At 66.6% G+C, this 12,541-nt stretch carries 8 protein-coding genes and 1 pseudogene; 7 read left to right on the top strand and 2 right to left on the bottom strand.

The genetic code is table 11. From position 1 onward, the window contains the following. Positions 1–45: 45 nt before the first annotated feature. Together NI26_RS05885 and NI26_RS05880 are read left to right on the top strand one after the other, a co-directional pair. Positions 46–489, top strand: coding sequence for an SseB family protein (locus NI26_RS05885; protein WP_066653563.1), 444 nt, complete (start codon positions 46–48; stop codon positions 487–489). A gap of 460 nt (positions 490–949) precedes the next feature. Next, on the top strand, positions 950–1,720 hold the full coding sequence (locus NI26_RS05880; RefSeq protein ID WP_066653560.1) for a hypothetical protein: 771 nt from the start codon (positions 950–952) through the stop codon (positions 1,718–1,720). A 20-nt stretch (positions 1,721–1,740) separates the two neighbouring features. On the opposite strand, the gene NI26_RS05875 is transcribed toward NI26_RS05880, so the two are convergent. After that, entirely contained in the window at positions 1,741–5,232 is a 3,492-nt protein-coding gene (locus tag NI26_RS05875; protein WP_066653558.1) for a TM0106 family RecB-like putative nuclease, read from the bottom strand. Positions 5,233–5,453: 221 nt separating this feature from the next. On the opposite strand from NI26_RS05875, the gene NI26_RS05870 reads away from it, so the two are divergent. From NI26_RS05870 to NI26_RS05850, 5 genes are all read left to right on the top strand, one after another. Next, complete coding sequence (locus NI26_RS05870; protein ID WP_066653556.1) at positions 5,454–6,011, top strand: hypothetical protein; 558 nt, start codon at positions 5,454–5,456, stop codon at positions 6,009–6,011. Positions 6,012–6,131: 120 nt separating this feature from the next. Next, a complete protein-coding gene (locus NI26_RS05865) occupies positions 6,132–6,353 on the top strand; it encodes a hypothetical protein (protein ID WP_066653549.1) in 222 nt (73 codons plus the stop codon). 447 nt (positions 6,354–6,800) lie between these two features. Continuing rightward, the gene (locus NI26_RS05860) at positions 6,801–7,466 is read left to right on the top strand and encodes a hypothetical protein (RefSeq protein WP_066653547.1); all 666 of its coding nucleotides are present in this window, start codon (positions 6,801–6,803) and stop codon (positions 7,464–7,466) included. Next, positions 7,463–8,995: an Eco57I restriction-modification methylase domain-containing protein gene (locus NI26_RS05855; protein ID WP_066653545.1), complete on the top strand. Its 1,533-nt coding sequence runs from the start codon at positions 7,463–7,465 to the stop codon at positions 8,993–8,995. Before NI26_RS05860 ends, NI26_RS05855 begins: the two co-directional genes overlap by 4 nt. Beyond that, positions 8,992–11,562, top strand: coding sequence for a GIY-YIG nuclease family protein (locus NI26_RS05850; protein ID WP_066653543.1), 2,571 nt, complete (start codon positions 8,992–8,994; stop codon positions 11,560–11,562). Before NI26_RS05855 ends, NI26_RS05850 begins: the two co-directional genes overlap by 4 nt. A 450-nt stretch (positions 11,563–12,012) precedes the next feature. Here the strand turns inward: NI26_RS05850 and NI26_RS17335 are convergent. Next, positions 12,013–12,213: pseudogene (locus NI26_RS17335) on the bottom strand (DDE-type integrase/transposase/recombinase); the annotation flags it as partial. Positions 12,214–12,541 lie beyond the last annotated feature (328 nt).

Below are 12,541 nucleotides of genomic sequence, written 5' to 3'. Positions count from 1 at the left end.
ACCACGTGGGAGCATGGCCGGGCACACCACGGCGGAGGGAACCCCATGAGCAGCAACGACACGAGCGGGTCGGCGTTCGGCCCCGGTGCCGGCAGGACCGAGTCGCCCGCCGGAGCCCTGCGGCGCCGCATGGCGTCGTCGGCGCAAGGGTTCCTCGGCAGTGCCGCGTGGGTGCCGTGGAAGCCCGCGGGCGACCCCGAGGGCGGGAGCATCGCGCACGTGATGATCCGCGACCTGCCCTTCGTCCCGGTGTTCACCGACCCCGCCGAACTCACCGAGGGCGTCCCCGGCACCGAGGCCCGCCCGGTCCGCATGGCCGAACTCGTGACCGCGGTGCCCGAGGAGTTCGGCATCGTCGTCGACCCGACCAGCGCCGAGGACGCCAACTTCCTGCACGCCGACGTGCTCGCGGGGATCCGGGCGCAGATGCGCGGCGAGATCCCCGGCGACGACGCCGACGCCGAGGCCGACGACTCCACCCAGGGCTAGGCCACCACCGACCAGATCGGCCCGCCGGGGACTGGCCTGGCGGACCTGCTGGTTGCGATCTGCGGCTGACGATCCTGGTTCACGATCCCCGGCGATCGCGAACCGAGATCGTCACGCCACGTTCGCTGCCGGCGACGCGGTCCGGCGGTCCGCTTCCGGACGGGACCGTCGTGGACTCCGGAGCCCTCGACACGCCCCGTGTCGAACCCGGCACCCACCCAGTTCTGGGGATCGCTCAACTCGAGACCGACAGCCAGACTCGGACCGTCGTTGAACGAAGAACGAGGGGACGACGATGCCACTGGGCGGTCCAGGACCACGTGACTGGTCTCCTCCGGGGTACTTCGCCGACGCACCGTCCGGGCCGCCGCCGCGACGGCCGAGATCCGCGTTCCTGACCGCCGAGCCGCCCCGAGGCGCCCGGCGAGCCACCCGACCGTGGGCATGGGCGACCCTGGCGATGTTCCTCGGACTCGGCAGCCTCGTCATGGCACTCGCCGAGCCGCAGGAGGCCGGGGTCCAGAGCGGGTTCATCGCATCGACCATCGGAGTCACAGCCATCGTCATCGGACGCCGTCTCGTGACCGACCGGAGCCGCTTCGGCAGCGTCGCGCGCGCGTTCGGCCGCGGCGCGATCATGCTCGGCACCGTCGGTACGGCCCTCATGGCCTACGCGGTGCTCGCGTTCGGGCTCTCCACCGTCGGGGTGCAGTGGCCCGTGCTCTCGCTGCCGGCATCGCACGAGGGGCAGGTGTTCGACCCCGGCTTCCCGATGGCGGTGTCCTCGCCCGATGCGGTGCCGGCCGCTCCTGCGACCGAGGACCAGGTGCCGGCAGAAGCAGCGCCGGAGCCGGCAGCTGCAGGCGACAGCACGGAGCAGGGAGCGGCTCCGGTCCCGGCCGAGGCGGCTGCACCGCAGGCGCCCGCGGTTCCCGAGCCGACGAGTTTCGACACCGAGCGGTCCGCGGTCGCCATGGGCGCTGGGACCCTGGCGTACGCCATGGAGGGACGGTTCGGAGCCGGGAACTACCCGACCGAGCTCACGACGGCGAGCGACCCGTCGCGGATAGCCCTGATGGACGGAACGGGGCTGGCGCCGATCCCGGCGGGCGCGCGGGTCCTGTACTCGGTCGCGCCGGATCGGAGCGCATGGTCGGTCACGATCATCGGGGCGCGGTTCGGCGCGGCCGCCAGCTACAGCTCGGCGGTCGGCACCGTCCAGGCCGGCTGATCGTTGTCGCCCTGCCGGCGTCAGTGGGGCGGCTCGACCAGCTCGATGAACCGGGAGAGCAGAGACAACCCGCTGATCGACGAGGGTAGGCCCGTGGTGAGCGCCGGCGAGTAGACGAGGTACGCCGCCCACTGCGCCCGCGACAGCGCCACGTTGAGCCGGTTCGGCATGAGCAGGAAGTCGAGCCCGCGCGGGATGTCTGCCGCGCTCGAGGCCGCGAGCGACGTGATGGACACCACGGCCTCGCGCCCCTGGAACATGTCGACCGTGCCGACCTGGGTCCCGCGGAGTCCGGCGCGGTCGAGGGCCTCGCGGATCAGCGCTCCCTGCGCGTTGTACGGCGCGACGACGATGACGTCCTCGTCCGTCAACGGCCTGGAGACCTCGCCGTCGACCCACCGGCGACCGATCAGGCTCTGGGCGAGCTCGACGACCCGTGCGGCCTCTTCCTCCGACGACGTCGTGTTCCCGCTGTGGACGACCGGCACGGGGTGGACGCCGGGGTCGAGGTCGTCGAGGTGCCGACCACTCACGATCGAAGTCAGCTGCCCGTCGTACGACAGGCCCGAGACCGATGCCGTCAGCGCGGGCTCCATGCGCCGGGTGTGTGCGAGGAAGTAGCCGAACTCCGGCGGGAGCACGTGCTCCCCGTCCGCCAGCCACCCGAGCGCTGACTGGTCGACCGGCTCGGGGTGCGAGCCCTGCGAGACCTGGGGCAGCTGCTGCGGGTCGCCGAGCAGGAGCAGGCGCTGCGCGGCGATCGAGGACGCGATGGTCGGGGCGAGCGAGAACTGCCCGGCCTCGTCGACCACGAGCAGGTCGAGCAAGCGCCGCGGGATCGTGCCCTCGTTCGCGAAGGTCCACGCGGTCCCGCCGACGACTCCCCCGGTGCCGGTCTCGGCGCACGACGACAGGAACGCCGAGACGGCGGCGTTGTTCTTCACCGGGGTCCACGCCACGGCCTCGAGCTCGTCCTCGGTCGCGCCGGACTTCGGCACCTTCACCACACGGTCGGCGGAGACCCCCGCGCGGACCACCGACGACAGGAAGTTCTCCGACGTCGCATGGGACTGGCCGACGACCCCGACGCGCCAGCCGTGCTCGCGGACGAGCCGAGCGACGACGTTCGACCCGACGTAGGTCTTGCCTGTCCCGGGAGGGCCCTGGATCGCCAGGTACGACCGGTCGAGCCCGAGCAGCGTCGTGACGACCGCGGAGACGGTGTCATCTCCGGCGACCGGGGCCAGCGCGCCGCGCGGCGGGACTCGGCGGAGCAGGTCGAGCGCGGGGTCGGGCAGCATCTCCGGCAGGGCGTCGAGGACCTCCTGGCCCCACTCGGCGATCGCCTCGGGCTGCGGCTTCGCCCGTGGTGGCGCGGCCGGCGCGAGGGCGACCGGGAAGTCGTGGTGCGGTTCCCCGCCACCGACCGCCAGGCTCTCCTTCACCAGGACCTCGAACGCGTCGCCGTTGTCGGCCGCGTCCAGCACGACCGCGCGAGCCGACGCACCCTTCGAACCCGGCGCCGGAGCGGTGACCGACGGCGGGAGTGGGTCGTCGTAAACGAGGTGGGGCGTGCCTCCCGGCCGGATGCGCGAACCGGGCGCGAGCGTCCCGGACAGGCGGATCTCTCGCGACTGCGAGCGGGCACGCGGCAGCGTGTCCCAGTCCCGCTCGACGGACGCGCGCTCGACGACGAGGACGTCGCGGGTGTCCGCCCAGTCGTCGACGGGGTTGCGGAGGCGGTCGAAGTGGTCCTGCCAGAAGGTCTTGGCCTCGCGGCGGTGGTAGTCGATCGCGGCGGCCGCGAGCGCCAGGGCGGTCTGGTCGGCGTCACGGTCGAGGGGGTCGACGTCTGCGATCTGCGCGGCGAGTGCCGTGTACACGGGGTTCGGCTCGCGCTCGACGGGGATCGGCGGCAGGAGTTCCGTTTCCTCGGTCGCGGGCTCCGTGCGCGGGAGCCGGAGCGACAGCAGCCAGTCGCGGAGCCGCAGCGTGGAGCGGCAGTCGTAGGCGTTGTAGTCGGCGACCTGGTCGAGCATGCGCTGGCCGGTGGCGGGGTCGCCGCTGCGGAGTTCCTCGATCGCCTCGACGTACGCGGTGATGCTGTCGGCGGCGTTCGTGACGTCACTGAGGCGGAAGTCCTCGCCCATGTACAGCGGCTCGAGCTTCTTGATCGAGTAGCTGTGGCTGCCGACCACAAGGGCCTTGCGGACGATCGGGTACAGGTCGACGAGCACGCCGGCGCGGAGCAGGTCGTCGACGTCGTCCTCCCCCACACCGTGCCGGGCGGCGAGGGACAGCAGGTGCGTCCGCTCGTACGCGGCGTAATGGTAGACGTGCATGCCCGGATGTTGGGCACGGCGTTCCTTGACGAAGGCGAGGAAGTCGATCAGCGCCTGGCGCTCGTCGCGGATCGTGTGCGCCCAGAAGGCGGTGAAGTCGGCGCGGTCGTCGACCAGGCCGAACAGGTAGTCGAGGCCCCAGTGCACGCCGTCCTCGGTGTGCAGGGGGTCCCCCTCGAAGTCGAAGAAGACATCGCCCGGGTCGGGCTCCGGGATGGCGTCGAGGGCGCGAGGGTCGTGGAGTTCGAAGCGGGGCTTGGTCGGGCCTGTCTTGGCTCCGCTATCGCGCTGCTCGGCTTCGGTCTCGGTCTGGAGGCGCGCCTGACGCACCAGCCTCTCTTGCGTCGACCGCGACATGCCGGGCACGGCCGCGGTGCGATCCGCCAGGTCGTCGATCGTCCGCACTCCCTGCCGGATCAGCTTCGTGCGCTGGTCGAGGCGCATGCCGGCGACGAGGACCAGATCGCGGTGCTGCTGCACCTGGGTCTGGCAGATCGTGCAGCGGCCGCAGCTGGAGTAGCGGGCGTCGCCCCACTGCAGTTCCTCGTGCTCCTGCATCCGCTCGGCGATGACCCGCTTGAGCTCGGCGCGCTGCGTGCGGTACACCGGGGCGATGTCGGCGAGGTCGTGAGTAGTGGTCGTGCGGTCGCCGAGGACGAGGTGGACCTGCTCGCCGGTGGGGATGCCGTGCGCCTGCATCTGCTCGGCGTAGGCCGCGAGCTGGAGCAGGGCGCTGATCTTGGCGTGGCGGGCGAGCTTGGTGTCGTAGACCTCGTAGGCGCCTTCGGCGTTGCGGAGGATGAAGTCGGCGAAGCCGATGAAGCCCGGGCGGGCAGGGGTGGGCGGCTCGTGGAAGGTCGGTTGGTAGAGGACGTCGGCGCCGGTCTGGAACGCGTTGATCGCTCGTTGCGCTGCCGCTGCGTAATCGGGGGGTGCCGGTCGGTCGAACTCGACGACGTCGCGGGTCTGCTTCAGGATGTCGAGGTAGTCGAGCTCGTGCTGGTCCCCCAGGCGCGCCGTGCGCTCGAGCATGTCGTCGTGCTCGTCGGGCAGGGGGCCGCCACGACCGAGCTTGGCGTCGAGGCGGCGGAGGAACGCCCACTCGCAGGTCGCCCACGTGCTGAGGTCGCTCGGGCTCAGGAGGACCCGGCTGTCGCTGGTGATCTGCATGGGGTCCCCTCGTCAGCTGCCGCACCGGAAGCCTAAGGGCGCGATGCGACAACGCCGCTCGTCTCCTTCCGCAGAACGAGTCACTCCGTCCGGAGTGGCGGGCCGACCTCGGCGAGGGACGGCAGGACATCTAGTCGGCGCACCTGCACACCCTCCGCAGTCTGACGCTGACCGGGTACAACTTCGAGTACTTAGACCGGCCGTTCAGTGAGAAGCGAGACATGGAAGGTAGCTTCCGCGAGAGCCCGCGTCACCTCAATCAAGGTGTCGGGCAGCCCGACATCTGCGACAAGTTCGCCATTCGGAACCGCGCCGCGCCGCTGGCCCAGCGGCGCTGGGAATCTGTCCTCGGCCGGCGCTTCCGGCCAAGGCACTCGCGACGTACCAGGAGAGCCGCGCAGAAGTCGCGGTACACGATCGCTGACCACCCGAATCTGTTCCGGTCCGAGCGCCGTAGGGGCTTCGAGCGGATTCGCGACGAAGCCGTGTCGTTCGCTCCCTTCGTCTCCCTTGATTTCCTGAAGGAACGCTTGGCCTTCCGGACGGAGGCGACGTTCCTCGACGTCGTCCCGCAGGCGTCGCGGCTGCTTCTCGTGCTGAACATCCCGATCACGGCGCTCCACAACGAGCGCCGGATCGTTCGCGACGTCAGCGGACTCGGGCACTCGGGCATTCGGGAATCGGTAACAAACAGGTCGTTTGCGACGACCCGACGGACTTCAGCTGCGTACGCTGCCTCGTCCCGGCAGGCTTACGAATACCAGCTGAGCGACGACTAGCAGCGCGTCGTCCAGAGCTTCGCGCACACTCTGACGTCGGTCTCGGGGCATCGGACGGACAGGCCATCGGGGGCACCTACGTCGACTGACGGACCCGTCGTCACCTTCGGAAGCGGAATCGTGGTCCAAACCGCGTTCCGCAGTCGAAAGGTCGAGTCCGATACCGTCGCCCGCTGGCAGGATGTCTCGCTCGACTCCCGTATGGCGAAGACTGTGAGCGCAGTCGGGCAGGCAGTCGTCGAAGGCGTACTTGCCCGCTTCCTCAGCGAAGGAGCGTCCGCAGCGACCCAGCGCTTCCATCCGCTCGACAAGCAGGCCTCCTCGAGCGTGCGCATCGAGTGACCGGACGGCAAACAGCCGTCGCTGCTCAAGATCCCCGGAGACCTCGTCCGGCGCTTCGAACTCCTTCTCGGCATACTCCGGGTGACTCCCTCGACGCACGCGCGTCTGAAAGCGGTCCCCGTCGCGGTGAGCGCCACGGAAGATGAAGATGCTCCTCCTGTAGCTGCCCCCAGCGTGACCGAGCAAGCGTTCTCGCCCGTGTGGGCGCTGATCAAGGAACGGGTACGGCCAGCCGCGGAGGCGCCTTCAGCAGTCGCGAGATCGGACATCGCGGAGCCGCTCCTTCAGCTCGTTGTCGGTCGCCGGCGTTCTGACAGATGCAGAGTCCGCGGCAAAGAAGGGATGGCGGGCAGGACTGCCCACGAACGTCGGCGGTGCACAATATTGTGAGTAACCGGCGGTGAGGCGCGCCCTCGGCGCCTCTAGAGCCACCAGTCAGGAGCCTCGATGGCGACGCCCATCCCGCAGAATCAGCCTCTCCAGCACTTGCAAATCAAGTCCCGTCAGCGCGTGCGAGATCTTGCCGAGGTCTATACCCACAAGCGCGAGGTGGACGCGATGCTCCGTCTGGTCGACGACATGTTCCCCAGCGAGGAGCACCCCGAGAACACCGACCGGAAGTTCCTTGAGCCTGCTTGCGGCTCGGGCAACTTCCTCGAGGAGATTCTCGTCCGCAAGTTGACGCATGTCACCGTTGCTCGGTACGGGACCAGTGCGCGGTTCGAACACCGGACGTTGCGCGCGCTCGCCTCCATTTACGCCATCGACATCGACCCGCAGAACGTTGACGAGTCGAAGGACCGCCTCCGCGCCGTCATCAACTCCCACCTTGACATGGAGCTCAACACGAAGGCAGCAACTGCGGGCTTCGCCGATGCGGTCGAGGCCATCCTCGAGACCAACATCATCCGCGCCGACAGCCTCGCCGAAGCCAATTCCATCCGGTTCGTGGACTACCAGCCCTCACGCGGACACGCATTCGTCCGACAGTGGTCACCGATGGTGGAGCAACCCGGGATGCTCGGAATCTTCGACATCGAGCAGGACGCCGTTCCCGTGCACTACACGGAACTCGCGCTCCACCCCACACCCACGGACGGAGGAACCCGGTGAGCACCATTCAACGCGCGAGGCGGTACGTACCCGACGTACTGGACTCTCTCGCACAACTGTCGAGCGACGAAGTGCCCACGCCACCGAAGGTGGCCAACGCGATGCTCGACATGCTGCCCACCGAGGTATGGTCCAAGCCAAACTACCGCTGGCTCGACCCCGGGGTGAAATCGGGCATCTTCCTGCGGGAAGCTGCCCGACGGCTGCTGGACGGGCTCGCGGAGTGGGAGCCTGACTTCGAACGGCGCCGAAACCACATCTTCAAGAACATGCTGTTCGGCTCCGCCATTACCGAACTCACAGGCGCCATCGGACGCCGCAGCCTGTACTACTCGCGCGACGCCTCGAGCGAGAATTCCGTCGTCGCATTTCACGACGCCGCGGGGAACATCCCCTTCGTCTACGCCGAGCACGCTTTCGACCGCCGCGGGCGCTGCACGCAATGCGGTTCGCCCGACGACATCGAGCGCGGAAATGCTCTCGAAAACCACGCCTACGCGTTCATCCACGGCGCCTACCCCACCGAGGAGCACAAAGACATGAAGTTCGACGTCATCGTCGGCAATCCTCCCTTCCAGCTGGAGGACGGAGGTCACGGCGCGAGCGCGGCACCCATTTACCAGCACTTCGTGGAGAAGGCCATCGACCTGGATCCCCGCTACGTCGTCATGATTACGCCGTCCCGGTGGTTCGCTGGCGGCAAGGGACTTGACAAGTACCGGGCGCGGATGCTCGCTGACCGTCGTATGAAGAAGCTCGTGGACTACCCGAAGCTTTACGACGCATTTCCGGGTGTCAAGGTGCGCGGCGGCGTCTCGTACTTCCTTTGGCAGCGTGATTACTCGGGCCCGTGCACGCTTCAAACAATGTGGGACGGCAAGCCTATGGGCGAACCAGCCGCGCGGTACCTCGACGAATTCGACGTGCTCGTCCGGCGGAACGAGGCGGTCAGCATTCTCGAGAAGGTCCGCGCCAAGAACGAGCCAACTCTCGATGCACGGGTTTCCAGCCGTAAGCCCTTCGGATTCCCAACGAACCACCACGGCGTCGCCAAGAAGGACAAGCTCCAGAATCCGGTCAAGTTCCACGGCTCCCAGAAGGTCTCGTGGATTGAGCGGTCCACTATCCTCCAGAACGACGCCTGGGTAGACGACTGGAAGGTCCTCATGACCGCGGTCCAAGGAACTAGCGCCGCAGTCGAGACGATGTTCCTCGGCAAGCCCATCGTGGCTGGCCCCGGCACGGCATGCAGCGAGACCTATCTCGTCGCCGGCACGTTTGACGCGAGCTCCGACGCTGAGTGGTACGCCACCTACCTCCGAACGCGATTCGTTCGCTTCCTCGTCTCCCTCCGCAAGTCGACGCAGCACGCGACAAAGGAGGTCTACTCCTTCGTTCCGCAAGTGCCGCTCGAGCGTATGTGGACGGATGAAGCCCTCTATGAGCGATACGGCCTGACGGACGACGAAATCGCGTTCATCGAGTCGCAGGTCCGGGAGATGCCCGCCAACGCTGAGGTGTCCGAATGAGCCTCGTCGTCGCCGACGTCCAGGAGACGGTGGGCGGCGGCGCCCAGGCACGACGTCTCTACGCTTACACCATCCCGGGACGCAAAGACCAGGAATGGCAGCGCGAGACAGACGCTGGTCTGGTACACGGGGTGGGCGTCATCAAGGTCGGCGAGACCACGAAGCCGACCGCGCGGCAGCGCATCCACCAGCAGCTCAACACCGCATACCCCGGCCTGATCGGCGTGGACATCCTTCTCGATGATTCTGCAGTGCGTACAGACGGATCAACGTTCCGCGACTACGACGTTCACCGCGCGCTCGCCGCGGCTGGCATACGTCGAGTTGGGGGCGAGTGGTTCGAGGCGACACTCGACGAAGTCAAGGCCGCCGTCAGCGTGGTCCGCGGGGGCCGGCGTTTCGACCCGACCCGCACGCTCGATTTCGGCATGCGGCCTGAGCAGGAGGAGGCGGTCGCCGAGACTGCGTCGTATTTCCTCGAGCACCGTGACGACGCGCGTCCCTCGCACTACCTCTGGAACGCGAAGATGCGCTTCGGCAAGACCTTCACTACCTACCAGCTCGCCCGCGAGATGGAGTGGTCGAAGGTCCTGGTGCTGACGTACAAGCCCGCGGTCCACGGCGCTTGGAAAGACGACCTGCTCGGACACGTGGACTTCGAAGGCTGGGAGTTCGTTGACGCGACGGTCCCCGTCAGTGAGGCTGTGGCCATCGCGGACGGGACGAACCCGTTCGTGTGGTTCGCATCCTTCCAAGACCTCAGCGGCCGCGTCGAAGGCGCCGTGAAGCAACGCAACGAGCCCATCCATCTCCTGGATTGGGACGTCATCATAATCGACGAATATCACTTCGGCGCGTGGCGCGAGAGCGCACGCGAGCTCTATGACCCGGCCGACAAGAAGCTGGCTGAGGCGGAGGAGCCTGAGGAGCAGGTCACTGAGGCCGACCTCGCCCTGAGCTCGCGGAACTACCTTTACCTGTCCGGCACGCCATTCCGGGCCATCACGAACGGCGAGTTCAGCGAGACCCAGGTCTACAACTGGACCTACATCGACGAGCAGCGCAACAAGGAACAATGGCCCGCCGGCCGCGGCGACAACCCGTATATCGACCTGCCTCGCATGGAGATGTACACGTACCGGATGTCGCAGACAGCCGAGGAGTTCGCCGATGACGGGGAGTTCAACGGCTTCTCCCTGAACGAGTACTTCCGCGCTCGCAAGGTCGAGGGTGGGGGTCGTAACGACTACGAGTTCGCCGAGCCCACGCAGGTAGCACAGTTTCTCGACATGCTGCGCGGCAAGCTCGCCGCCCAGATGAAGACCGAACTGCTCGGTGCGAAGCCTCCGTTCCCGTACGAGGACCAGCGGTTCAGTGATGCGGTCAGGCACAGCGTCTGGTACATGAACGACGTAGCCTCGTGCTTCGCCATGAAGGCACTGCTCGAGAAGCATCCGTTTTACTCCGGCTTCGTCATCCACGTCGCCGCCGGCGGACATGCCGGACAAGGCGCCGCCGCGAAACTCCCCGTCGACGAGGCCATCCACAAAGCCGAGAGCGAGGGCAAGTCGGGCTCCATCACGCTCTCGTGCGGCAAGCTAATGACCGGCGTGACAATCAAGAAGTGGGCGAGTATCTTCATGCTCCGCTCGCTTAAGTCTCCGGAGTCCTATTTCCAGGCTGCCTTCCGTGTTCAGTCGCCCTGGTCGGATGTCCAGGTGGACCAGCCACGCGTCGTCCACAAGGACACCTGCTACGTGTTCGAGTTCGACCCGAACCGGGCTCTGTCGCTATTGGCCGAGTACGGCACGCGACTCGCGACAGGGGAGGACCAGACCACGTCCGAGGTGCTGGGCGAGCTCATCAACTACCTCCCTATTTTTGCCTTCGATGGTGGGCGCATGCAACAACTCGATGCGACCGATGTGCTCAACTGGGCAACCGCCGGGATCGGAGCCTCGGCGCTAGCAAGTCGTTGGAACTCTCCGTTGCTGGTCAACATCAACGAGTCCACGCTCACGCGGCTCCTCGACAACGCTGACCTGCTCGCGTCGCTGGAGCAGATTGAGGACTTTCGCAATCTCTCTGCGGATGTCCAGAAGGTCATCACCTCCACGCAGAAGCTGAAGGCTGCTAAGCGCGAGAAGCCCAAGGGGCTCGGCGAGGGTGAAAAGAAGGAGAAGAAGGAGACGACTAAGCTGCGGACAGAGCTCCGCAAGAAGCTGCAGAAGTTCGTCGCACGCGTGCCCGTCTTCATGTATCTCACCGACTTCCGCGAGGAGGCGCTGACGCACGTGATCCGCTCGCTGGACCCCGCCCTATTCGAGCGGGTCACGGGCCTGACCATCGCGGACTTCGAGATGCTCGCGAAGATTGGCGTCTTCAACGCGAACTACATGGACGCTGCCATCTGGCAGTTCCGGCAATTCGAGAACGCCAGCCTCCGCTATGCCGACGAGATCGGCGTGGACGTGCTCACAGCACAGAAGGTGGGCCTGTGGGAAAAGAGCGTGGACGCACAGGAAGTCGGCATTCCGGCAGCGCATAATGAGGCGGCCGCGAAATGAACACCGACGCATATACGGCGCACAACGCATAGACGGTTAACGACAGTGCCAAAACAGCTCTGAAGTGAATAGACGAGCTCAGTGATGCGTTGGTCTCGGCGCAATTTGACGAGATAGACGAGGTTTTCGCTCTCGTGACCTCGTTCGGCCGTCAGGGGGAGACCGCTTTGTCCAGCTAAAGCATGCTCGATCGCGCAGTAGATTGCTGTCGATTCGGTTAACTTCTTGACGTGCCCACGCCCCGGTTACCCGTTCGGCTGAGGAGATTAGGCGGGATGGGCGTGTAATGAAGCATAGTTCTAGCTCGACGAGTGTGGCCGATCCAGGTTTCGAGTACAAAATCCTGATCTACTCGAATATAGCCTTCACAAGTCCGTGCGCATGCGCCATTTCTCCCCATTCGGCAGTCCGCATTGTCGATCAGAAGGACTCCATCCTTGAGTACTCGCATCAATGGCCTGTGGCATGGAACGCGGACATCAGGCCCGCGTCGCGGATCTCGCTCGCGAACGCCCGGGACGTGAACTGGGCGCCAGGGTCGGCGTGGAGGATTTCGCCCACTCCTGGTTGCCCCGCCTGGATCGCGATGTCGAGCACGTTGACGACCAGATCTGTGTCCTGGCTGGACTCGATGAACCAGCCGACGATCTCCCGCGAGAAGGTCCATCACCGCGCAGCAGTAGACCTTCCCTTCTCGGGTTGGATGCTCGGTAATGTCCGACACCCATAGCTCTTTCGACGCGAGTCGATGAAGCTTCCGGTGAACGAGGTCGTCTGCGGTCGCAACGCTGGAGAGCCGTCTCAAAGTTACAGGTCTGAGCAGACCGGCGATCGGGCATGGCTGCAGACGGGCGACCCGCCGATGAAGATCAATACAGATTTCAACCCGGACCTCACGGTATCGCTCTCCAGGTTCTGGCGCGTGCCCGCGACTAGTAGGTCCGCGGCGGAACGAGCGTACGCCGACGCCGACGCCGAC

Origin of the sequence: Curtobacterium sp. MR_MD2014, from assembly GCF_000772085.1 — a bacterium.
In the GTDB taxonomy this organism is placed as follows: Bacteria; Actinomycetota; Actinomycetes; order Actinomycetales; family Microbacteriaceae; genus Curtobacterium.
Note: the sequence above shows the minus strand (reverse complement) of the source record. Positions and strands in the feature narration are given on the sequence as shown.